We start from the raw sequence: 22,211 nt of genomic DNA on the forward strand, positions 1-22,211 counted from the left end.
GTTCCACAACCCCCAAGTGGGTATAACTGAGGTTGTGACGGCGGGAATCGACAAGCAGGAAATCGACAAGCAGGTCAGCGACGAGGATCCGCGTAAACAGCGTTCCAGGTCCAGGTTGCTCGACGCGGCGACCAAGCTGCTGGCAGAAGGCGGCGTGGACGCGGTGACGATCGATGCCGTCACCAAATTGGCCAACGTCGCACGTGCGACGTTGTATCGGCATTTCGACAGCGGCACGGAGTTACTCGCCGCGGCATTTGCTCGCCTCTTACCGCCGGTGCCCGAGATGTCCGGGGAAGGTGACCTCCGCGCGCAATTGCTCGAGTTGTTGACCAGTCAGGCCAAGGCCATCGAAAGCGCACCGATCCAGGTGACGGCGATGTGCTGGCTCGGCTTGGGGCCGGAGCTGAAGGGCTACTCGAGCGTCGACGCGCTGTCGACGGACAAGCCCGAATTGCGATCGCTGCGCCAGACGGTCTTCGAGCAGTACCGTCACGCGTTCGATCGGATCCTGCGCTCACCGGATGCGATCGAAGCGTTGGGGGAGTACGACTACGACGTCGCACTTGCTCAGTTGGTCGGACCTTTGGTGCTCACCAAGCTGGCCACGCTGACGCCTCTCGGGGAGGCCGCGTGTGAGCAGATCGTGGACGATTTTCTGGCTGCACGCGGAGTGTCGAGCTGACAGCTCACGGCTCCAGATTGCGTCGTAGCACGTACTGCTCGAGGCGGTCGATGCCGCGCACTCGTCGCGGACGAAGGTGTCGCAGTTTGAAATTGGCGTCCGAGCCGAGCTGGGTGGCCAGCTCGGAGTCGATCAGCACGGTGCCGGGGCGAGCGGAGCTGGTCAGGCGCGCGGCCTTGTTGACCACCGAACCGTAGAGATCTCCGAAGCGAACCAACGTCGGACCCATGGCCAGACCTACCCGAAGCTGTGGATCGTCGTGATCGGCGAGGACCGCCTGCTGGATCTGCAAGGCGATCTCGGCGGCGTGATGAGGACTCTCGGCGGCAAACATGACCTCGTCACCGACGGTCTTGACCACCCAGCCGTAGTTGCGTCCGATGATTTCGGTGGACGCGGACTCGAACCGCTCGAGCAGATCGTTGAGTTCGGCGGAGTCGAGTCCGCGAGTCAGCGAGGTGTACCCGACGATGTCGGCGAAACCCACCACCAGAACACGACTCGCGACTTCTTCGCCCGGGTTTCCCACGTTGCGGCCCGTCGACGACGCGACGTGACGCTTCCATACGTACGTCTGCAGAGATTCGACAGCGGGAATGATCTCGGCGCCGAGGCTCAGAACGACATTTCTGATGGCGTCGGGTTCGTGATCCACCGAGTCCGCAAGCTGATCGATGATGTGTGTGCTGATCAGCGATACCTGCCACTCCGCCAACCTCGACATCGACTGTCCGAGAGAACGGGCAGCTGCCACCTCACTGTTCTGCGAGATGACGCCTCGATTGACCATGTCGGTGATGGTCTTGAGGGCGTCGGCGTCTTGCTGCGTGAACATGACCGCGTCGGGATCCTCGTCGACGGCAAAGCCCATCGCCACCCACAGACGATCGGCGCGCTCGCGTGTCACCCCGGCGAATTCCGCGATCTGCGACTGTGTGAAGCAGCGCGGTCCGCCGAGGAGGGACTCCTCGATGTCGGCTTGAATCCGGCTGAGCAGATGCGCATCGACATCGACCGGCTCAGCAGGGTGAGGTTCAGCAGCGTGAGATTCAGCAGGGGCGGGTTCGGTGACCTCGTCGATCCACTCTGACTCCGAACTGCTCACCGTGCTCCTTCTTGCCGCAACGAATTTCTGTCCACCATCTTCCACGCGGTGCCCCGAGAACAGTACTGAATTGGCCGAACCGGCTACGGATCCTCGGGCCCAGGCGGGCGGTGAGAGTCAACACGTCGGTGGCTTGTGCAAGAGTTGCCCCGAGAAAAGCACTGTCGATACTGAAATGCACGAGATACTTCTGAAAGGACCTGCGCATGCCACCCCGTAGACGTTCCGGCGCTGCCGCATCAACGCCGGATCACCTCACTGCGGACAATCTGGCAGCGCTCGCCACGGCTGTCGCCGAAGGCAAGCGCGCCACCGTCTATCTGCGCGAGGCGACTCCCAGCCTGGGGATCGAAGCCGGTACCTCGGCGAAAGTCGTGTCGGTGGACGGCAACACCGTGATGATCCGCCCCAAGGGCGTGAACGACGAATTACCTTTCGAGGCAGAAGAATTGCGCATCAACCGCGTCTCCGCGGCACCGGCCAAACCGGCGCCACGGCCCAAACCAGTTGTGGAGTCCGAGCCCCTGATGGAGCCACTCGTAGAGCCTGTTCGACCGAAGCCGCGTGCGCAGCCTGCACCCGCTCCGGTACCGACTACCACTGCTGCCCCTGCCGCGACACCTCGTCCGGCCGTCAAGCGTGCGAAGAAACTGCCGGCCGGAATCAGCGTCACCATCCATGCGGGCGCGGACAACGACTGGAGCGTGACGGTCACACAGGGCGCCAAGCGTCCGGGCAAAGCAGTTCCGGTCGCACCCGATGCAGTCGAGCGAGCTGTCCGCGAGTTGGGTGAGCCCACCGCCATCGAAGCTGTCGAGTCCATCATCGTCGCTGCACGGGACATGGCTGCAGCGCGAGTCGACGAGTTGAGTCGTCAACTCGAGGAGGCACGCAAGATGCTCGAAGCGCTCGGAGCTACCGACTAGAAACGCTGCGTAGGTCCGCACTTTCCGGGGTATGCGTTTTTTGCAGCGGGGAGATTACCGGCGGAGAGATTGTGATGTTGCAGCGAATTGTTTCGGCTCTGGCAGCGTTGGTCTTGGCACTCGGACTCGGGTTCATCGTCAGCAGCAACGCGGTTGCTGCACCCACGCCCATGGGTGGTGGTTCGGGCATCATCATCGACAATCAGCTGGTCTGCACGTTGACCACTATCGGGCACGACAACGGCGGCAGACTCGTGGGTATCACCGCAGGTCACTGCGGTGATCCTGGATCGTTCGTGATCCCGGAAAGCAACGAGGACGCAGGCGTGGTCGGCACGTTCGTCGAGTCGAACCCGGACCTGGACTACGGGGTCATCCAGTTCGATCCGGGCAAGGTCACACCAGTTCGAACGGTGGGCGCGGCAACCATCACCTCGATCGGCGCTCCGGCCAGCTTCCCGGCTACAGCCTGCAAGGAAGGCCGTACGACGGGCACCACCTGCGGCGTCGTCTGGGGAGACCTGAGCGCCGACGCATCCACCTGGACTCAGATCTGCGTCGACCACGGTGATTCGGGAGCCCCGGTCACGGTCGGCACGACGCTGGTCGCGATGGTCAACGCCTACCTCTGGGTACCGTGCCTGGGGCCGGAACTCGGCACCAACATGACCTCCATCGTGGACACGATCAATGCCCACGGAGGCGTCGGCGCCGGGTACCGGCCCATCTAGCTGCGAGCTGGGATCAGCCGCACACTGCTCCACCCGAGGCTGATCCCACGAGCTTGGAGTACTTGGCCAACACACCACGTGTGTAGCGAGGCGGCAACGGCTCCCAGCCCTTCTTGCGGACTTCCAATTCGGAGTCGTCGACCAACAACTCGAGTTGTCCGGTACCCACGTCGAGCCGGATCTGGTCGCCGTCGCGAACGAACGCGATGGGACCGCCGTCCACGGCCTCGGGCGCAACGTGTCCGACACACAGGCCGGTGGTGCCGCCCGAGAATCGTCCGTCCGTCAGCAGCAGGACGTCCTTGCCGAGACCCGCACCCTTGATCGCGCCCGTGATGGCCAGCATCTCGCGCATTCCGGGACCACCCTTCGGGCCCTCGTAGCGGATGACGACGACGTCGCCACCAGTGATGGTCCCGTCTTCGAGCGCGTCCATTGCGGCACGTTCACGTTCGAAAACCCTTGCAGTGCCGACGAATACATCAGACTCGAATCCTGCCGACTTGACCACCGCGCCGCCGGGAGCGAGCGAGCCCTTCAGGATCGTGATGCCTCCGGTCGGGTGAATGGGCTTGTTCATCGCCCGCAGGACCTTGCCGTCCGGATCGGGCGGGGTGATGTGCGCCAGGTTCTCCGCAACAGTCTTGCCGGTGACGGTCAGGCAATCTCCGTGCATGAGTCCCGCGTCGAGTAATGCCTTCATGATGACGGGGACGCCGCCGATACGGTCGACGTCCGTCATGACGTGCTTTCCGAAGGGCTTGACGTCGGCGAGGTGCGGGACCTTCGCGCCGACGCGAGCGAAGTCGTCGAGCGTCAGCGGGACGTACGCTTCGTGCGCGATCGCGAGGAGATGGAGCACCGCATTGGTGGATCCGCCGAACGCCATGACTACTGCGATGGCGTTCTCGAACGCTTCCTTGGTGAGGATGTCCCTGGCGGTGATGCCCCGACGCAGGAGTTCGACCACGGCTTTGCCGCTCTCGCGGGCGAATCCGTCGCGGCGACGGTCCGGTGCGGGCGGTGAAGCGCTGCCGGGCAGCGACATTCCCATGGCCTCGGCGGCGCTGGCCATCGTGTTTGCCGTGTACATGCCGCCGCACGCGCCTTCGCCCGGGCAGATCGCCCGTTCGATGGTGTCGACGTCGGCGCGGCTCATCAGTCCACGCGAGCAGGCGCCAACAGCCTCGAACGCGTCGATGACGGTGACTTCCCGCTCGCTGCCGTCGGAAAGTTTGGCGACGCCGGGGAGGGTGGAACCGGCGTACAGGAACACGCTGGCGAGGTCGAGGCGGGCCGCCGCCATCATCATGCCGGGCAACGACTTGTCGCAGCCGGCGAGAAGAACCGATCCGTCGAGGCGCTCGGCCTGCATGACGGTCTCGACGCTGTCCGCGATCACTTCACGGGAGACGAGGGAGAAGTGCATGCCCTCGTGACCCATCGAAATGCCGTCGGAAACGGAGATGGTGCCGAATTCGAGGGGGAATCCACCGGCCTCCCGGACACCTTCCTTGACGGCCTTGGCCAGGCGATCGAGGGACAGGTTGCACGGTGTGATCTCGTTCCAGGACGAGGCGACGCCGATCTGCGACTTGACCCAGTCGTCGTCACCCATTCCTACTGCACGCAACATGCCGCGCGCTGCGGTCTTTTCGAGTCCGTCGGTGACGTCACGACTTCTGGGCTTGATGTCGGGTTCGGTCATTTTCCAAGCATAGGCGTCAGCAGGATGTCTTTCCGGCAGACGAGCGACTCGAGTTGCCAACAGACGTCGTCCGTCGTGAATAGACTCGTCGCATCGCAGTCGGGGCTGAGTGTGCAGGTGATTGACGTACAGGGGGATTCAGGTGGAGTCGGAACTGATTTCAGCTTTCGGGTTTGCAGTTCTGGCGGCCGTCTTGACCGGTAGTGGTGTCTTCCTGGTTGTTCTGACGGTTCTGCACGAGATTGCCCGGTGGAAGGGCCGCTTCGTATCGGTGTGGGTGACTTTCTTTGCCGCACTGCTGATACTGCCTGTGCTGTTCGGTGCGTTGATCGCCGGCTATTCCGCGTTCTCCGAGATCGACGGGTCCGAGGCTCTGATTCCGCCGGCGTTCTGGATCCTGATCGCGGCCGGGGGTGCACTCGGCGGTTACATCGGAGTCAAGGTCGGTGTGGTTCGAGGCTCGGCCCTCGACTACCGGTTGTGATCGGGATCGACTCGGTCAAACTTTCAGAGAATCGCAGGCGAAGCCTGGGTGAACATCCCGAAGCTCTCTTGAACGGCCGTTCAGGTGCGGGTTCACTCCTAGCGTGCACACGAATGCCTTCGATCGAATATCCAGACGTGGCCTACTGCAGGGATCGGCGGCTCTCGCCGGCGCAGTAGGTCTCGGTGTCGCTTCGGCGAGCCACGCCGGTGCCGAGGTTCCGGGTGGCAGCCCGGGATTCGCGCACGGCGTGGCATCCGGTGACCCGTTGCCGGATGCCGTGATCATCTGGACCCGCATCACCCCAACGGCAGACGCAACGCCAGGTTCGGGCGTCGGGGCGGCGGTGACGCTCAACTGGCAGGTCGCGACCGATGAGGGGTTCGCGAGCGTTGTGGCGTCGGGAAGTGTTGCTGCTTCGGCAGAATCCGATCACACCGCGAAGGTCGACGTCACCGGACTCGATTCGTCGACGACGTACTGGTACCGATTCACTGCGGGTTCGGCTGTTTCTCCGGTGGGACGCACCCGCACGGCTCCGTCGAACTCGGCAGATCTCGATCGTCTCCGCTTCGGCGTCGTGTCCTGCTCCAACTGGGAAGCAGGATATTTCGGTGCTTATCGCCACCTCGCATTCCGCGAAGACCTCGACGCGATCATTCATCTCGGTGACTACATCTACGAGTACGGGCAGGGGGAGTACGGCGCGCGGAACGGATCCGTTCGCCTTCACGAGCCGGCCCACGAGATCATTTCGCTGGCCGACTACCGAATTCGGCACGCGCAGTACAAGACCGACCCGGATCTGGCTGCTCTTCACCTGAAACTCCCGTTCATCACTACGTGGGACGATCACGAATCGGCCGACAACGCGTACCGGGACGGCGCCGAAAATCACACTCCCGGTATCGAAGGCGATTGGGCAGATCGAAAGGCGAACTCGGCCAAGGCATATTTCGAGTGGATGCCTGTCCGCCCGTCGGGTAGTGGTTCGAGCGTTCAGCTGTATCGACGGTTCCGCTTCGGGAATCTGGCCGAGATCTCGATGCTCGACCTGCGTACCTACCGCGACGAGCAGCCGACGATGAAGCAGGTCGACGATCCGTCACGCACCATTACCGGACGCGCACAGATGGATTGGTTGACCAGCGGAATCGTCACCTCCCCGACGCAGTGGAACATCGTCGGCAATCCGGTCATGATCACGCCCTGCGTGTTCCCGCCGCTGGAACCGGCGACCACCGCGGCGTTGACCGAACTGGTGGGAGTGCCGCAGGCCGGTGTCCCGTACAACACGGATCAGTGGGACGGGTACACCGCCGACCGCACCAGGCTTTTCGATGCGATCACCTCGAACGGTGTGGACAACACCGTCTTCATCACCGGTGACATCCACACGTCGTGGGCTTGCGACCTACCGACCAATGCCGCGAATTACCCAGGCGGGCCGACTGTCGGCGCTGAGTTCGTCGTCCCGTCGGTGACGTCGCCCAACATCGACGACATGCTGAAAGTGCCGCCGCGAACGGTAACCGTTGCGGCAGAAGAAGCATTCAAGGCAGTGAACCGACATGTGCGGTACGTCGAACTGGATTCGCACGGCTTCGGCGTATTCGAAATCGCCCGCGAAGGTACTCAGATGGATTGGTACTACGTCGACGATCTCACCAATCCACAGAGCAATGCGCACTATGCCGTGAGCTACCGTCTACCGGCAGGCGCGGGCAGTAGAGTCTCGCCCACTTCGGCCGCCCTCGATCAGGCCTCGTACCGACCAGGAGTCGACCAGTGAGTATCGAAGTTTCGCGTCGTAGCGTTCTGATCGGTGGAAGTGTTGTCGCCGGAACGGCATTGCTCGGAACGCCCGCTCGCGCGAGCGTTCCCACCAGCGCAGGCATCCCAGACCTGGACGTGCATGTCATCGTCGTCGACGGCATGCGTCCGGACGAGCTGCGATCGGAGCTCACCCCGACGCTGACCGGGCTTGCGGCCGGCGGTATTCACTACCCGGACGCCAGCGCCATCACGATCGCGGAGACGCTGCCGAATCACACGGCGATGATGACGGGAGTGCTGCCGGCGCGTTCGGGAGTGCCTGCAAACTCCGTCTACGATCCGTCCATCGACAAGAAGCGTGACCTCGATCGGCCTTCCGACCTGCAGGCATCGACGGTTCTTGATCGGGTGCGCACCGAACTCGGATTGACCACTGCGAGTGTGCTGTCGAAGCACTACCTCCACGGGCTGTTCGGTGACCGCGCCTCACTGGTGTGGGATCCTCAGCCGCTCGTTCCCGGCACGGAGCACGCGCCGGACAACTTCACGATCGACGCCTTGATCCGTATCGTCGGCGGGAACTCGCCGCGGCTCTCGTTCACCAACCTCGGTGACGTCGATCGGGTTGGGCACCTGGATCTGTCCGGTCCGTCCATCCGGATCGCTCGCACGGCCGCACTTCAGAACACCGACAACCAGGTTCGCCGCTTCGTCGACTTCCTTCATAACACGGGTCGCTGGAATCGGAGCATTCTGATCGTGTTGGCCGACCACTCCATGGACTGGTCGGAGCCCGCGCGGCTCATCGGACTCGATCGACCGCTGAACGCGGACCCGTTGCTGGCAGGCAAGATTCGAATCGCCCAGAACGGTGGCGCAGACCTGATCTACTTCGTCGGACCCGATGGCGAACGGGCGGAAGCCGTCAGCCGGATTCAGCAGATCGTGGATGGTGTGGACGGCGTCGAATCCAGCCACCTCCCCGCCGAATTCGATCTCGGCACCAATGCCGGTGACGTCGTTGCGTTTTGCGCTCAGGGCTGGCGGTTCAGTGATCCGACTCCACTGTCCAACCCGATTCCCGGCAACCACGGCCATTTCGTGACACTGCCCATCCCGTTCTTCCTCAGCGGCGGGCATCCCGCTCTCGACGGTGGACGGAAGATCGACACGCAGGCTCGCACGATCGACGTCGCGCCGACGGTTGCGGCTCTGCTCGGCCTCGGTGCACCTGCCGGCGGCTGGGACGGCGTCGCCCGCACGACGGGCGTGACGCTGAACGTCTAACGAGGATCGCGGCCGGTCAGGGCAATCAGCTTGTCCTGCAACGACGCATCGTCAGGAAGATCGACGGGAGCGGAGAACAGGCCGCTCTCGGCGAGCATGTCGCGCTGCCCGTCGAGGTCGGACCAGACGGCCTCGACGAGGTCTGGATCGAGTCGCTCGTCTGCTCCGACCGCTCGCGCGAGATCCCAGGTGTGGATCGTGACGTCCGAGGTCTGCTGGCGCAGATAGGGTTCCACCTTCACCGTGCCGTACGAGAGGTGAACGTGGGCACTGAGGTCCGTCGATTTCCACGCTTTGATGGCGGCATCGGAGTACTTCTGCCATTCGGTCCACAGGTCGTCCCCGACGGGAACGATGTCCGGTGTCGCCTCGCCGACCGTCAGTCCGGCCAGGAGCGGCGGTACCCACTGCTGCTCCTCGATGACGTGGCGGACGAGGTGTTCGACGTGCCAGTCGGAGTCGGGCGTGGGTGCGTTCCAGTCCTCGACTGCGGCGAGTCGTGAACCGAATTCGCGGTGGGCGGTGAGCACGAGTTCGAGCCAATCGAATGCCATCACTCGAGGGTAACCCGATCAGCGTGACGTTAATCGGTGCGTGAGGCTTCGATTCGGTGAAGACTGTCGAGGTTGTCGCTTAGTCGAATCGAGGAGTTTTCATGACCGTCCCCACCGTCACTCTGGCCGAAGGTCTCACTGTCAGCGCCCAGGGATACGGCGCGATGTCCGTCGCCCCTGTCTACGGCCCGGTGGATCCGGCCGAGGCGCTTGCCACATTGCACCATGCGGTGGACATCGGGATCACGTTCATCGACACCGCCAACGTGTACGGCGAGGGCTCGAGCGAGCGTGCGGTGGGAGAGCTTCTCAAAGACCGCCGGGACGAAGTGCAGTTGGCGACGAAGTTCGGTCTGGTCGGCAACATCGCCAACGGTCAGCGCGGGATCAACGGAGACCCGGCCTACGTACCGCAGGCACTCGACGAGTCTCTGGGACGACTCGGCGTCGATCATGTCGACCTCTACTACTTGCACCGGGTCGACCCGAACGTTCCGATCGAAGACACCGTCGGCGCGATCGCAGAGCAGGTGAAGGCGGGCAAGGTCCGCAACATCGGCCTGTCCGAGGCGACCGGCGATGAACTGCGTCGTGCGTACGGGGTGCATCCGATCGCGGCGATCCAGTCGGAATGGAGCATCTGGAGTCGGGACGTCGAGAACAAGGTAGTACCCACCGCCGCGGAACTCGGAGTCGGATTCGTGCCCTTCTCACCTGTGGGCCGAGGCTTCCTGGCGGGATCGTTCGATGCGGAGACGCTCGGTGACAACGACCTGCGCCGACGCTTCCCACGCTTCTCGGACTCCGCGCTCCCTGCTAATCAGAAGGTTCTCGACGTGGTCCGCGCCGTCGGTGAGGAGCTCGGCGCGACGCCTGCACAGGTTTCCCTGGCATGGCTCGATGCCAAGGGCCGTCAGTACGGGTTGCCTTCCGTTTCGATTCCCGGCACGCGGTTCGCTGCACGAGTCACCGAAAACGCCGGAGCGTTGGACATCGTTCTGAGCGAAGACCAGATCGCTCGCCTCGACTCCCTCGCCGCGATCACCGAAGGCTTCCGTTCGGCTGATTTGAATTGGGTCTCTCAGGGCCGCGAATAATCATGTCCTGAGCCTTGCGAAAGACAGGAGTAACATACAGACCCGATGAAAAAAGTGTGGTTGGTCTGGGGTGTCGGTGTTTTTGCCTACGTGATCGCCGTGCTTCACCGCACTTCGTTCGGTGTCTCGGGTCTGTCTGCTGCTGATCGGTTCTCGATCTCGCCCAGCGTTCTGTCGAGCTTCGTCGTGCTGCAGATCGTCGTGTACGCCGGTATGCAGATTCCGGCGGGAGTTCTCCTTGACCGCTACGGTTCGCGGATCATGATCGCAGTCGGTGCGTTCATCATGATGTCCGCGCAGTTGGCTCTCGCCTTCACCGAATCGCTGCCCGTCGCGATCGGTGCACGTATTGCCGTCGGTGCCGGGGATGCACTCACCTTCATCTCGGTGTTGCGGTTGGTACCGCAGTGGTTCCCGCCCCGGCAGGTGCCGTTGGTCTCGCAGTTCACGGGCATCCTCGGTCAGCTGGGCCAGGTGATGTCTGCGCTTCCGTTCATGTTGCTGTTGTCCGGACCGGGCTGGACTTTTGCCTACGGCAGCGCTGCCGCCGTCGGACTGTTGGCGTTTGCACTGGCGTTGAGTGTCATCCGCGACGCGCCTCCCGGTGCCGACGTGGTCGCCGTGCCGGCCGGCGCCAAGGAGATCGGGCGACAGATCAAGACGGTGTGGATGCGGCCCGGCACCCGCCTCGGGTTCTTCAGCCACATGGGGACTCAGTTCTCGATCACGACGTTCGCGCTGCTGTGGGGCGTGCCGTATCTGAAATCGGCTCAGGGCCTCGATTCCGCGACCGTCGGCTCGCTGCTGACGCTGTCGGTCATCTCGGCAATCGTGGCCGGTCCGATACTCGGCATTCTCACCGGTCGCTATCCCATGCGTCGATCGTGGTTGGTTCTCACCATCATGGTCGCCAGCGCGCTCATGTGGACGATCGTGCTTTCACGAAGCGAACCGTCTCCGCTCTGGTTGTTGACGATCCTGGTGGTCGTCATCTCGGTGGGTGGGCCGGGTTCGGTGATCGGCTTCGACTACGCGCGTACGTCCAACCCGAGTTCGGCGATGGGCACCGCACAGGGCATGGTCAACATCGGTGGATTCCTCGCTTCCCTCATCGTGATTCAAGTGATGGGCGTAATCCTCGGACACATGGGCGGGTACACGTTCGACGGATTCCGCGTCGCCTGGATGGTGCAATATCCGGTCTGGATTCTCGGCATCGTCGGTGTGCTCGTCACCCGAGGCAAAGCCCGGCGAGCCCTCGCGGCAGAAGGCGTACACGTACGGCCGATTCGCGAAGTCATTCGTCGCAACAAATAACTCGATCGCATCGGGTAATTCATCCCCTGCGGGTGAGGTTCCCAAGCGTCCGAGCCACCAGGCTTGATGGATGAACGACGCAATGAACATCGGACCGGTCGAGCTCGTGGTGCTGGCATTCCCAGGTTCCACTGTGGATCCTGAAGCCGTCGCCGCGCTGCAAAACGTGGTGGAACGAGGTTTTGTCACCCTGCTCGACCTCGTGTACATCGCCAAGGACGCCGACGGACAGGTGTCACAGATCGACGTCGACGAAGATCTCACAGAGATCGGACTGGCGATTCTGTCCATCGAAGCCAAGGCATTGATCAGTGACGAGGATCTGGACGTGGTCCGTGAGTCACTCGAACCAGGAACGTCCGCCGCAGTCATCGTCTATGAGCAGACGTGGGCGCGTGAGCTCGCGTCGACGGTTCGCGGCGGCGGCGGCGATGTAGTCCTTCACGTTCAGGTACCGCGCGAGGTAGTCGTCGCAGCGGTCGAAGCAGCATTTCAGTAGCGACAATTACCCAAGGAGTTCGGCATGGTTTTTCGAGGTGGACGCAGAGGGCGGCCGGGGTTGCTCGGCACGGTGGCGCGCACTGCGGTAGTGGCTGGAACCGCAAAAGCGACGTCCAACGCCATGGATCGACGGAGTCAACGGAAGGCCAGCGAGCAGCAGCAGGAATACCAGCAGGAGTACCAGCAGCAACAGCCGCCGCCGCAGGTCGCACCCGTGCAGTCCGTTCCCCCTTCTGGCGCGGACGATCTGGTCTCCAAGCTGCAGGAGCTGGGTCAGCTTCATCAGTCCGGCGTGTTGACCGACGCGGAGTTCGCCGCGGCAAAGTCGCAGTTGCTGAGCTAGTGCCTGCTGGTTCTTGAAGCCTTGAACGGGTTTACCACACTGGACAATTGAGCATGAAAGGCTGATCTATGATCGACCCACGCGCAGCATCGGCCGCAATCGAAGCGGCGAACTCCCGAGTCACCGAGACCCTGCCGTTCTCCGACAAGACCGATTTCACCGATGCCGAGCGCGGGTTCATCGGCGCGCTCGATCCCGGCGTGGTAACCGGACCCGACGGAAAAGTGCTGTGGGACAACGACTCGTACTCATTCCTGGATGAAGAGTGCCCGCCGACCGTCAATCCGAGCTTGTGGCGTCAATCGAGGTTGGTGGCCAAGCAAGGACTATTTGCGGTGACGGATTCGATCTATCAGATACGCGGACTCGATCTGTCGAATATGACCCTGATCGAGGGGGAGAGCGGGATCATCGTCATCGATCCACTGATTTCTCGGGAAACCGCGGCCGCTGGTCTCGCGTTGTATCGGGAGCATCGTGGTGATCGACCGGTTGTCGCGGTGATCTACACGCATTCGCATATCGACCATTTCGGTGGGGTCAAAGGGGTGACCACCGACGACGACGTCGCTGCCGGGCGATGCGTGATCTTTGCGCCAACGGGGTTCGTGGAGCATGCCGTCGAGGAAAACGTCTATGCGGGAACGGCAATGGCTCGACGCGCGGCATACATGTACGGGGCGGCATTGCCTCGAGGTCCTCGAGGTGGCGTCGGTGCAGGATTGGGCCAGACCACCTCCACCGGTACACCGACGCTGATTTCACCGACGGTGTCGATCTCGAAGACTGGTCATACAGAGACGATCGACGGCGTTCGGATCGAGTTCCAGATGACCCCAGGCACCGAGGCGCCGTCCGAGATGAACTTCTACTTCCCGGACTTTCGCGCACTGTGCATGGCGGAGAACGCAACTCATAATCTGCACAACCTGCTCACACTTCGTGGAGCGTTGGTGCGAGATCCGCATGTGTGGTCGGCGTACCTGACCGAATCGATCAATCGCTACGCCTCACGATCCGATGTCGTGTTTGCATCCCACCATTGGCCGACGTGGGGGACCGAACGGCTCACCGAGTTCATGTCATTGCAGCGCGATCTCTACGGGTACCTTCACGATCAGACACTTCGTCGAATCAATCAGGGGTGGACCGGTCTAGAGATCGCCGAATCCATCGAACTGCCAGCCGCCTTGGCGCAGGCGTGGCACACACACGGGTACTACGGTTCCGTCAGTCACAACGTCAAAGCCATCTACCAGCGCTACATGGGATGGTTCGACGGCAACCCAGCGCACCTGTGGGAGCATCCACCCGTCGAATCGGCCAAGCGTCACGTGGAGTTCATGGGCGGATCGGCAGAGGTGCTCCGAAAAGCTCGGGAATCGTACGAGAGCGGAGACTTTCGGTGGGTCGCGCATGTGGTGAACTACGTCATCTTTGCTGAACCGGACAACGCGGAGGCCAAGACCCTGCAGGCCGATACCTTCGAGCAACTCGGGTACGGCGCAGAGAACGGCACCTGGCGAAACTTCTACCTCACGGGTGCATACGAACTGCGCAACGGTTCGGTGGGTACGCCCACAGTTGCTGCAGCTCCTGATATCACCGCAGCGTTGTCGGTGAAGCAGGTGTTCGACGCTGTGTCGCTCCGCGTGGACGGAGTGAGTGCAGCGAATTCCCACATCGTCATCGATTGGAACATCACCGACGAAAACATCGTGCACCGAACGGAACTGAGCAACGGAGTGCTGATCCATTTCGACGTGGAAGGTGGGTCTGCAGATGCCGGGTCTGTGGATGCGACGTTCAGTTTGAGTCGTCTCGGCTTACTCGGTGTGCTGCTCGGTGGTGCGGACCTGGGCGCCGAGATTGCGAATGGCAGTATCACGGTGGCCGGCGACCCGGCGAAGCTCGCAGAACTTGCGGGGCACCTCGACGAGCCTGATCCGAACTTTGCGATAGTCACGCCGACGTAGCAGCGTGTGGCAGTTGAATGAGGCTGTATTTCAACGAGTCTCGAGTTCTGGGCGCTCGTGAAGTTGTCCGTTTTGTCTCTGGTTATCGAAAGTGTGTTCGATTAAACTTTCGGTATGAACAGTCGGGATGCGTGGCAGCTGGATGGTGAGGACCTCAAGAGTGAGGTTCTCGATCTGGTGCGCGCCCGGCACGAGTTGCAGTCGCGGATGGTGTTGTTGATCGTGGAGATGTTTTCCCGTGAGGTTCTCGGCGGGAAGGGTTTTCGGGCGATCGCGCAGTGGTTGCACGGTTCGACGAATCTGGAGATCGGTGAGTGCAGTCTGCTGGTCGGGTTGGCGCGGTTGTTGATGCTCGAACCCGTTGTGGGCGATGCGTTTCACCGTGGCGATGTGGATGCGTTGAAAGCCCGGCAGGTGGCGTCGTTTTGTCAGCATCCGCCCAAGAACATGACCCTGGCGGATGTGGATAAGGCCCGCGGGATTCTGCTCGGGTTGGCGTCGAAGAACATCGCGGATTGTGATGCGGTGCGGGCAGCGATTCGGCGGATCGAGAAGCAGTACGGAAAACGCGAGGATGGCGTTCCGGTCGGGGAAGATTCGGAGCGGAATGAGTTCTACGCCTCGAAAGGCTTGTACGGGCGGGTGACTGTGAAGGGCGACCTAGATGCTGTGAACGGGGCGCGGTTGATCACGTTGTTGTCGAGTTTGTCGGCGCCGACGCCGGAGAAGGATGGCGTGAAGGACACCCGTACTCCGGCGCTACGGCGGGCGGACGGGTTTTGCGAATTGTTGCGCCGGTACGAGCGGGCGGGGTTGGGTCCGATCGAGGGCGGGGTGAAACCACACATCACGGTCACCGCATCGGCGAAAGACATGACGGACCTTAAAGTTCTGAAAGACCTGTTGCCGTCCACCGAGGAGCTGGGATTTGCGTGGACGGATTGGGTAGGGCCGATCAGTCTCGACACTGCCCGGATGCTGGCGTGCGACTGCACCGTCACCCGGATCCTCCTGGACGAGAACGGTGTTCCGCTCGTCTGCGGTAAGGAAGCGAGAACGGCGACGGTGCCGCAGCGGCGGGCGTTGGCGGTTCGTGATGGCGGGTGTGCATTTCCGGGGTGTGGGACTCCGTCGGGGTGGTGCGATGCCCATCATATTGTTCACTGGGGTGATGGTGGCCCAACAGATCTCGACAACCTGATCTTGTTGTGCGGTCATCACCACCGGACGGTGCACCACACCGAGTGGCGGGTGGAGATCGGCCCGGATCGGAAGTCGGTGTTCTATCCGCCGATGTCGGTTGATCCGTATCAGCAGCCGATCGGCGGGAACAGCCCACCGACAGCAGCCTGAAGTGAAATAACTCGAGACGCGAGCACCGGGCACAACCATGCCCCGGTGCTCGCTCAATCCAGGATTTAGTCAAGACAACGTGATGTCGGCAATCAGGCCGTGGTGATCGGATCCCTTGATCTCGATCCGTTCCAAGGATGTCGCCACGGCGCCTTTGGTGATTATGTGGTCGATACCGACCACCGCCGGATACCACTTGTCGGTCGGGTACGTCGGGATCAGGCCGGAACCCAATTGATCGGCGGCGCTGGTGTATCCGTTGCTGAGGAGATTCCGGAACTGTTTGTTCGAGTACGACGCATTGAAATCGCCGCTGACTATCACATTGTCCATCCCGGCGACTTCGTCCATGTAAGACCCAAGCTTCTGCTGCTCGGCCGCCCACACCGAAGCCGGCGAGATGTACGCAGGTGCCGGATGCACGGCGAACAATGTGACTGGCTGCGCCAAGCCGACATTCAGCTCTGCGGACAGCGTTTCGGGTGAGAACCCGTCGAGGCTACGTGGATTGGAGAGAGGAAAGCGACTGTAGATTCCGGCCCCGCCACCGCCGTCGGCGTAGGGGATCAGGAACTGGTGGCTCAGAACCTCTTCAAGCCCGGCGGCTTCGAGCGCCTCGGCTTCCTGGTACGTCAACTCCTGGACCGTCACCACGTCGACGTTGCGTTCGCGGACCATCGCCACAAGCGACTCCGGATCCGCTGCACCGACCATCAAGTTGGCCTGCATCAACCGAATCGATGGACCGTTCGCAGACGTCGACTCCCCAGTTCCGCCGATGTACAGCGGGCTCACAGACCATCCGAACAGTGCAAGGACGACAAGGGATGCGGCACATACGATCCACTGAAGCCCGATACCCGAGACGACGGCACCGATCAGCGGAGCAATCATCAACAAGGGTGCCACTGACGCCAGAACGATCACGATGTTGTGATCGACGTCCAGCTGAGTTGCGATCAAGGCAACCAAACCCGTCACGATTCCGGCCACACCAACCACGGCCGAAAGGCGGCGAAGAACCAGTCGACGAGGGGTCACGGTATCGGGTTGCATGACATCCATCGAAGCAGAAAGGCGCCGTAGCTCCGGGGAAGCGCAGGTGGAGTCGGTGCGCCCTATTGTTTGCGCCCTACTGTTGCGGATACGGCAGATGGCTGCTGCTGTTCTGACTGACGGAGATCGAGCGGCCGAGTTGGGGGAAGGCGCGTTGAGAGCACGCCGGTCTGTCACAGACTTTGCACCCCGCGCCGATCGGCACGATGGTCGCGGGGTCGTCCGTCTGGATTCCGTGGGAGTAGACCATGCGATCGGCGTAGCCGATGTCGCAACCGAGTCCGACGGCGAAGTTCCGCTCGGGGGCGAGGTACCCGAGCCCGCCGCTGTGGGTAGTGCGCGCCACCCAGAGGTATGTCCGGCCGTCGGGCATCTTCGCGACCTGGGTGAGGATGCGCCCTGGGCTCGCGAACGCCTCGTGGATGACCCACAGCGGGCAACTGCCGCCGACTCTGGAGAAGTGAAAAGCGGTAGCGGACTGTCTCTTCGAGATGTTTCCGGCGCGATCGGTTCTGACGAAGAAGAAGGGAATGCCGCGCTGGCCGTGCCGTTGGAGTGTGGACAACCGGTGGCAGACGGTCTCGAAGCCGACCTCGAACTTGAGGCTCAGCAGATCGATGTCGTATCGCAAGGCCTCAGCGGATTCCAGGAATTGGGTGTACGGCAGTAGTAGCGCGCCGGCGAAGTAATGCGCGAGTCCGATGCGGGCGAGAGCTGCGGATTCGGCACTCAATGATTCATCCTCGGCGACAAGAGAATCGATCACGTCGGCTTGGGTGAAGAAGGCCAACTGCATCGCGATCTGGAACGCGCGTTGCCCTGCCGACAGACGACGGGCGAGGGTGAGTACCGACTTGTCCGGATCGTAGAAACGCTTGGGGCCGAGCTTGTCTGGTTCGTCGGTACGGATCGTCACGGTGACGCCGTGCTGATCGCGAAGTAGTCGTGCCAGTTGCAAATCCACTGCGCCAACGGACAATCCGTTGTCCACGAACATCTGCTCGGCAGCGTCGTCCAGAACGGCGATGTGATTCTTTCGGTCGTAGAAGAAGTCCCGAACCTCCTCGTAGGGCATGGGTACGAGCGACACATCAGATGCGGCCTCGCCGGACAATTGCGTCGAGAACTGGTCCAACTGCTCGGTTGCGGCGTGCAAACGACGGTGCAACATCACGAGGGTGCGTCCGACCGCGGGCATTCGGGCCACCAATTCGTCTACCTCTGCCAGCGATACCTCCCCGGATTCCGAGGTTTCGGCCAAGGCGTGATGAACGTCAGCCACGAGGCGTGCGTCGGAATCGGAGGCGAAGAATTGCACGTCGAGATCGAACTCGGCGTTGAGCTTGAGAAGGACGGGGACCGTCAGCGGTCGTTGATCGTTCTCTAGTTGATTGACATAGCTGGGGGAGAGTTCGAGTGCCTTCGCCAGTGCGGACTGTGACAGGTTTCGTTCTTCCCGCAGCCGTCGCAGCCGCGCTCCCGCGTACATCTTCTTCATCGAATCTCCTCGGTGCCGATCGCGTTCACCCTACCGAGGAGCCATTCGCAACATTCGCAACATTGCAGGATCGTTATTGCACAAATAGGCAGTTGCGAGGGCCTATCCCGAGGTTAATGAGCTGCGTAGCGTGCAAATAGATACCGAAGCACGTGAGAAGAGGATCGATGAAGACGCATCTCGTACGCACCCACCGCTCTGCCGAAGAGTTCCCCAAGGAAGACCACCTCGCGTGGAAGATCGCGGAAGTTGCGACGGATTCCGTCGAGGTCACCGACGCCACGTCCGACATGATCGTCAACCGGATCATCGACAACGCGGCAGTTGCCGCAGCTTCCCTGGTCCGTCGACCCGTGGTGAATGCGCGTGCACAGGCGCAGTCACATCCGTACACGCCCGGGTCCACCGTGTTCGGTATCTCGGGTACTTTCTCGCCGGAGTGGGCCGCCTGGGCGAACGGCGTCGCGGTTCGCGAACTCGACTTCCACGACACGTTCCTCGCCGCCGAGTACTCGCACCCCGGTGACAACATCCCGCCGATCCTCGCCGTCGCTCAGCACACCGGCCGTGACGGTAAGGACCTGATTCGTGGTCTCGCAACCGGCTACGAGATTCAGATCGACCTGGTTCGGGCTATCTGTCTGCACGAGCACAAGATCGACCACGTCGCACACCTCGGCCCCTCGGCTGCGGCAGGTATCGGAACTTTGCTGGGCCTGGGCACCGAGACGGTCTACCAGGCAATCGGTCAGGCGCTGCATCTCACGACGGCGACACGTCAGTCCCGCAAGGGCGAGATCTCAAGTTGGAAGGCATACGCGCCCGCGCTGGCCGGCAAGGTTGCCGTCGAGGCAGTCGATCGTGCGATGCGCGGTGAAGGTGCACCGTCACCGATCTGGGAAGGCGAAGACGGCGTCATCGCCTGGCTGCTCGGTGGCCCGGACAAGGAGTACCACGTTCCGCTTCCCGGTTCGGGTGAGGCGAAGCGCGCCATCCTCGACTCGTACACCAAGGAACACTCCGCTGAGTACCAGAGCCAGGCACCGATCGACCTCGCTCGTCGGATGCGTGCCCGCGTAGGTGATCTCGATCAGATCGCCTCGATCGTCCTGCATACCAGTCACCACACCCACGTCGTCATCGGCACCGGTTCCGGCGATCCGCAGAAGTTCGACCCCACCGCATCGCGTGAAACCCTCGACCACTCGGTGATGTACATCTTTGCCGTTGCGCTGCAGGACGGTACGTGGCACCACGAGCATTCCTACGCGCCCGAGCGTGCACAGCGCCCCGACACGATCGAGCTGTGGAACAAGATCTCCACGCGCGAAGATCCCGAATGGACACGCCGCTACCACTCGACTGATCCGGACGAGAAGGCTTTCGGTGCTCGCGCCGAGATCACCTTGAAGAGCGGCGAGGTCATCGTCGACGAGCTTGCGGTGGCCGATGCACACCCGCTCGGCGCACGTCCGTTCGCTCGCGATCAGTACGTCGCGAAGTTCCGCACCCTCGCCGAGGGCGTCATCGAGCCGAGCGAACAGGACCGCTTCCTCGACGCGGCTCAGCGCACCGCCGAATTGAAGGCAGGCGAACTGGATCAGCTGACCTTCACCGTTTCCGAAGACGTCCTTGCTCGGGCACCCAAGGTCGCCAAGGGACTTTTCTGATGTCGGGCCTCATCGCAGCATCGACGTCCGCGGCCGACAAGCGGATTGCCTTCCGGGCGGGGCTGACGTGCGGAAAGATTCAGCGCTTGCCAGGTGCCATCAATCCGCTGACAGCCAAGCTGATTCAGGAAATCGGGTTCGAAGGTGTCTACGTTTCGGGTGGTGCGTATTCCGCCGGATTGGCGCTTCCCGACATCGGGCTGACCACGTTGACCGAGGTCGCCGCCCACAGCAAGCAGATCGCGCGGGTCACCGACCTCCCGACGCTGATCGATGCCGACACCGGTTTCGGTGAACCCATGAGTGCTGCCCGCACGGTCACGGTCTTCGAGGACGACGGTATAGCCGGTCTGCACCTGGAGGATCAGATCAACCCCAAGCGCTGTGGGCACCTCGACGGCAAAGTGATCGTGCCTACCGAAGACATGGTTCGCCGAGTTCGTGCTGCAGTCTCGGCACGTCGTGACCCGAACTTCGTCATCTGCGCGCGTACCGATGCTGCCGGAATCGACGGTATCGACGCAGCGATCGAGCGAGCAAAGGCCTACGCGGATGCCGGCGCTGATTTGATCTTCACAGAGGCTCTTGCCACCGAGGCCGACTTCGAGAAGTTCCGCGCAGCAGTCGACACTCCGTTGCTCGCCAACATGACCGAGTTCGGAAAGTCGAACCTCATTTCGGCGAGGACATTGGAAGAGATCGGTTTCAACGCCGTCATCTACCCCGTGACCACCCTTCGTCTGGCGATGTTCGCTATCGAAAAGGGTCTGCGCGAGATTTTTGCGGAGGGCACGCAAGAAGGACTGCTCGGCGAGATGCAGCAGCGCAGCAGGTTGTACGAGATTCTCGAGTACGAGCGTTACAACGAATTCGACAGTGGCATTTTCAATTTCAGCGTGGAGGGGAGTAGGACATGACCGAACAGATTCCGACGATCTACAAGGGCTTGGCCGGGGTTGTCGTCGACACGACGGCTATCTCCAAGGTTGTGCCCGAGACGAATTCGTTGACGTATCGCGGTTACGCAGTGCAGGACCTCGCCGCGAATTGTAGCTTCGAAGAAGTTGCGCACCTGCTGTGGTACGGCGAACTGCCGACACCCGAGCAGCTCGAATTGCTCTGTCTGCGTGAGCGTGCGGCTCGCCGTGCCGATCGATCACTGCTCTCGCTCCTGACCAAGATGCCGGACAACTGCCACCCCATGGATGTGGTCCGTACGGCGATCAGCTACCTCGGCGCCGAGGATCCGGCGGAGGACGACAACTCGGAGAAGGCCAATCTGGCCAAGGCACTGCGGATGACGGCTGTGCTTCCGACCATCGTCGCAGCCGATTTCCGCCGCCGGCGCGGCCAGGATCCCATCGCGCCGCAGTCGGACCTGGGTTTCGCCGAAAACTTCTTGAACATGTGCTTCGGTGCTGTTCCGGAGCCGGCGATCGTAAAGGCCTTCGAGGTCTCGCTGATCCTGTATGCGGAGCACTCCTTCAACGCCTCGACGTTTGCCGCTCGTGTTGTGACGTCCACACTTTCGGACATCTACAGCGCAGTGACGGCTGCGATCGGCACGCTCAAGGGCTCGTTGCACGGCGGCGCAAACGAAGCTGTCATGCACGACATGCTCGAGATCGACGACCCCGACCGCGCAGAAGCCTGGATGTCGGAGAAATTGGCTGCCAAAGAGAAGGTCATGGGCTTCGGGCACCGTGTCTACAAGAACGGTGATTCGCGTGTTCCGACCATGAAGCAGGCGCTCCTCGACGTAGCGGCAGCGACGGACGGCGAGAAGTGGGTGCAGATGTACGAGATCCTCGAGAAGACGATGGTCAGTGCCACCGGAATCAAGCCGAATCTCGATTTCCCCACGGGCCCTGCGTATTTCCTCATGGGCTTCGACGTCGAGATGTTCACGCCGATCTTCGTGATGAGCCGCATCACCGGATGGACGGCGCACATCATCGAGCAGGGGCAGTCGAATGCACTGATCAGGCCGCTGAGTCAGTACTCCGGTGTGCCGCAGCGGACCGTTGTGGCATAACGCTTTCAACAATCGTGGCATGACACCCCACTAATGCTGCGTCGGCGAGGTTCGGTTCTGGCATCACCGTCTCCTGGCCTCGTCGACGCCTCTCCGTTCGCACTATCTG

The 22,211-nt window shown here is 62.1% G+C and carries 20 protein-coding genes; 15 read left to right on the forward strand and 5 right to left on the reverse strand.

Translation table 11 applies throughout. From position 1 onward, the window contains the following. The first annotated feature begins 34 nt into the window (after window positions 1-34). A complete protein-coding gene (locus QM596_RS04620) occupies window positions 35-685 on the forward strand; it encodes a TetR/AcrR family transcriptional regulator (RefSeq protein WP_019745284.1) in 651 nt (216 codons plus the stop codon). Between the two features lie 4 nt (window positions 686-689). Here the strand turns inward: QM596_RS04620 and QM596_RS04625 are convergent, their stop codons facing one another. Beyond that, on the reverse strand, window positions 690-1,835 hold the full coding sequence (locus QM596_RS04625; RefSeq protein WP_113682549.1) for an adenylate/guanylate cyclase domain-containing protein: 1,146 nt from the start codon (window positions 1,833-1,835) through the stop codon (window positions 690-692). A 161-nt stretch (window positions 1,836-1,996) separates the two neighbouring features. On the opposite strand from QM596_RS04625, the gene QM596_RS04630 reads away from it, so the two are divergent. Then, window positions 1,997-2,716 carry a DUF6319 family protein gene (locus tag QM596_RS04630; protein WP_003940205.1) on the forward strand — a complete coding sequence of 240 codons (720 nt, stop codon included), beginning with the start codon at window positions 1,997-1,999 and terminating at the stop codon, window positions 2,714-2,716. Between the two features lie 74 nt (window positions 2,717-2,790). Beyond that, window positions 2,791-3,447 (forward strand): S1 family peptidase, encoded by a 657-nt coding sequence (locus QM596_RS04635; RefSeq protein WP_283308249.1) that lies wholly within the window; start codon window positions 2,791-2,793, stop codon window positions 3,445-3,447. A 13-nt stretch (window positions 3,448-3,460) separates the two neighbouring features. On the opposite strand, the gene ilvD is transcribed toward QM596_RS04635, so the two are convergent. Beyond that, window positions 3,461-5,155 (reverse strand): dihydroxy-acid dehydratase, encoded by a 1,695-nt coding sequence (gene ilvD / locus QM596_RS04640; RefSeq protein ID WP_020970776.1) that lies wholly within the window; start codon window positions 5,153-5,155, stop codon window positions 3,461-3,463. Between the two features lie 142 nt (window positions 5,156-5,297). Here ilvD and QM596_RS04645 point away from each other — a divergent pair, with 142 nt between their 5' ends. The 3 genes from QM596_RS04645 (at window position 5,298) to QM596_RS04655 (ending at window position 8,702) form a co-directional block, all read left to right on the forward strand. Then, window positions 5,298-5,639, forward strand: a complete 342-nt coding sequence (locus tag QM596_RS04645; protein ID WP_019745280.1) for a hypothetical protein — start codon at window positions 5,298-5,300, stop codon at window positions 5,637-5,639. A gap of 103 nt (window positions 5,640-5,742) precedes the next feature. After that, complete coding sequence (locus QM596_RS04650; protein WP_060937992.1) at window positions 5,743-7,431, forward strand: alkaline phosphatase D family protein; 1,689 nt, start codon at window positions 5,743-5,745, stop codon at window positions 7,429-7,431. After that, window positions 7,428-8,702 (forward strand): alkaline phosphatase family protein, encoded by a 1,275-nt coding sequence (locus tag QM596_RS04655; RefSeq protein WP_283308252.1) that lies wholly within the window; start codon window positions 7,428-7,430, stop codon window positions 8,700-8,702. The genes QM596_RS04650 and QM596_RS04655 overlap by 4 nt, the downstream gene beginning before the upstream one ends. Here QM596_RS04655 and QM596_RS04660 read toward each other — a convergent pair. After that, on the reverse strand, window positions 8,699-9,256 hold the full coding sequence (locus tag QM596_RS04660; protein ID WP_020970773.1) for a TIGR03086 family metal-binding protein: 558 nt from the start codon (window positions 9,254-9,256) through the stop codon (window positions 8,699-8,701). The genes QM596_RS04655 and QM596_RS04660 overlap by 4 nt on opposite strands. 101 nt (window positions 9,257-9,357) lie before the next feature. Between QM596_RS04660 and QM596_RS04665 the strand changes: the two genes are divergently transcribed. The 6 genes from QM596_RS04665 (at window position 9,358) to QM596_RS04690 (ending at window position 15,843) form a co-directional block, all read left to right on the forward strand. Then, entirely contained in the window at window positions 9,358-10,353 is a 996-nt protein-coding gene (locus QM596_RS04665; RefSeq protein ID WP_019745276.1) for an aldo/keto reductase, read from the forward strand. A gap of 45 nt (window positions 10,354-10,398) precedes the next feature. After that, window positions 10,399-11,670 (forward strand): MFS transporter, encoded by a 1,272-nt coding sequence (locus QM596_RS04670; protein ID WP_054827066.1) that lies wholly within the window; start codon window positions 10,399-10,401, stop codon window positions 11,668-11,670. 70 nt (window positions 11,671-11,740) lie between these two features. Next, entirely contained in the window at window positions 11,741-12,169 is a 429-nt protein-coding gene (locus QM596_RS04675; RefSeq protein WP_019745274.1) for a DUF6325 family protein, read from the forward strand. A gap of 24 nt (window positions 12,170-12,193) precedes the next feature. Further along, complete coding sequence (locus QM596_RS04680) at window positions 12,194-12,514, forward strand: SHOCT domain-containing protein (protein ID WP_019745273.1); 321 nt, start codon at window positions 12,194-12,196, stop codon at window positions 12,512-12,514. A 68-nt stretch (window positions 12,515-12,582) separates the two neighbouring features. Then, complete coding sequence (locus QM596_RS04685) at window positions 12,583-14,490, forward strand: alkyl/aryl-sulfatase (protein ID WP_283308253.1); 1,908 nt, start codon at window positions 12,583-12,585, stop codon at window positions 14,488-14,490. A gap of 114 nt (window positions 14,491-14,604) precedes the next feature. Then, window positions 14,605-15,843, forward strand: coding sequence for an HNH endonuclease signature motif containing protein (locus tag QM596_RS04690; RefSeq protein ID WP_283308254.1), 1,239 nt, complete (start codon window positions 14,605-14,607; stop codon window positions 15,841-15,843). 69 nt (window positions 15,844-15,912) lie between these two features. Here the strand turns inward: QM596_RS04690 and QM596_RS04695 are convergent, their stop codons facing one another. Both QM596_RS04695 and QM596_RS04700 read right to left on the reverse strand, forming a co-directional pair. Continuing rightward, window positions 15,913-16,908, reverse strand: coding sequence for an endonuclease/exonuclease/phosphatase family protein (locus QM596_RS04695; protein ID WP_046379279.1), 996 nt, complete (start codon window positions 16,906-16,908; stop codon window positions 15,913-15,915). 67 nt (window positions 16,909-16,975) lie between these two features. Further along, a complete protein-coding gene (locus QM596_RS04700; RefSeq protein WP_020909101.1) occupies window positions 16,976-18,397 on the reverse strand; it encodes a short-chain fatty acyl-CoA regulator family protein in 1,422 nt (473 codons plus the stop codon). 167 nt (window positions 18,398-18,564) lie between these two features. On the opposite strand from QM596_RS04700, the gene prpD reads away from it, so the two are divergent. Genes prpD through QM596_RS04715 form a run of 3 tightly spaced genes read left to right on the forward strand, consistent with a single transcriptional unit; the run spans window position 18,565 to window position 22,102 of the window. Next, on the forward strand, window positions 18,565-20,067 hold the full coding sequence (gene prpD / locus QM596_RS04705) for a 2-methylcitrate dehydratase PrpD (RefSeq protein ID WP_113682544.1): 1,503 nt from the start codon (window positions 18,565-18,567) through the stop codon (window positions 20,065-20,067). After that, window positions 20,067-20,984, forward strand: a complete 918-nt coding sequence (gene prpB, locus QM596_RS04710) for a methylisocitrate lyase (protein ID WP_080909607.1) — start codon at window positions 20,067-20,069, stop codon at window positions 20,982-20,984. The genes prpD and prpB overlap by 1 nt, the downstream gene beginning before the upstream one ends. After that, window positions 20,981-22,102 carry a bifunctional 2-methylcitrate synthase/citrate synthase gene (locus QM596_RS04715; protein ID WP_060937997.1) on the forward strand — a complete coding sequence of 374 codons (1,122 nt, stop codon included), beginning with the start codon at window positions 20,981-20,983 and terminating at the stop codon, window positions 22,100-22,102. The genes prpB and QM596_RS04715 overlap by 4 nt, the downstream gene beginning before the upstream one ends. Window positions 22,103-22,211: the final 109 nt, after the last annotated feature.

This window comes from Rhodococcus sp. IEGM 1406, assembly GCF_030056745.1.
Lineage (GTDB): Bacteria > Actinomycetota > Actinomycetes > Mycobacteriales > Mycobacteriaceae > Rhodococcus_F > Rhodococcus_F erythropolis.

What these genes read in the sequence shown, in the direction of transcription:
- QM596_RS04630 (WP_003940205.1), top strand. Translation starts at nt 1,997, where the DNA reads ATGCCACCCCGTAGACGTTCCGGCGCTGCCGCATCAACGCCGGATCAC.
- QM596_RS04635 (WP_283308249.1), top strand. Translation starts at nt 2,791, where the DNA reads ATGTTGCAGCGAATTGTTTCGGCTCTGGCAGCGTTGGTCTTGGCACTC.
- ilvD (WP_020970776.1), bottom strand. Translation starts at nt 5,155, where the DNA reads ATGACCGAACCCGACATCAAGCCCAGAAGTCGTGACGTCACCGACGGA.
- QM596_RS04660 (WP_020970773.1), bottom strand. Translation starts at nt 9,256, where the DNA reads ATGGCATTCGATTGGCTCGAACTCGTGCTCACCGCCCACCGCGAATTC.
- QM596_RS04665 (WP_019745276.1), top strand. Translation starts at nt 9,358, where the DNA reads ATGACCGTCCCCACCGTCACTCTGGCCGAAGGTCTCACTGTCAGCGCC.
- QM596_RS04670 (WP_054827066.1), top strand. Translation starts at nt 10,399, where the DNA reads ATGAAAAAAGTGTGGTTGGTCTGGGGTGTCGGTGTTTTTGCCTACGTG.
- QM596_RS04675 (WP_019745274.1), top strand. Translation starts at nt 11,741, where the DNA reads ATGAACGACGCAATGAACATCGGACCGGTCGAGCTCGTGGTGCTGGCA.
- QM596_RS04680 (WP_019745273.1), top strand. Translation starts at nt 12,194, where the DNA reads ATGGTTTTTCGAGGTGGACGCAGAGGGCGGCCGGGGTTGCTCGGCACG.
- QM596_RS04685 (WP_283308253.1), top strand. Translation starts at nt 12,583, where the DNA reads ATGATCGACCCACGCGCAGCATCGGCCGCAATCGAAGCGGCGAACTCC.
- QM596_RS04690 (WP_283308254.1), top strand. Translation starts at nt 14,605, where the DNA reads ATGAACAGTCGGGATGCGTGGCAGCTGGATGGTGAGGACCTCAAGAGT.
- QM596_RS04695 (WP_046379279.1), bottom strand. Translation starts at nt 16,908, where the DNA reads ATGGATGTCATGCAACCCGATACCGTGACCCCTCGTCGACTGGTTCTT.
- QM596_RS04700 (WP_020909101.1), bottom strand. Translation starts at nt 18,397, where the DNA reads ATGAAGAAGATGTACGCGGGAGCGCGGCTGCGACGGCTGCGGGAAGAA.
- prpD (WP_113682544.1), top strand. Translation starts at nt 18,565, where the DNA reads ATGAAGACGCATCTCGTACGCACCCACCGCTCTGCCGAAGAGTTCCCC.
- prpB (WP_080909607.1), top strand. Translation starts at nt 20,067, where the DNA reads ATGTCGGGCCTCATCGCAGCATCGACGTCCGCGGCCGACAAGCGGATT.
- QM596_RS04715 (WP_060937997.1), top strand. Translation starts at nt 20,981, where the DNA reads ATGACCGAACAGATTCCGACGATCTACAAGGGCTTGGCCGGGGTTGTC.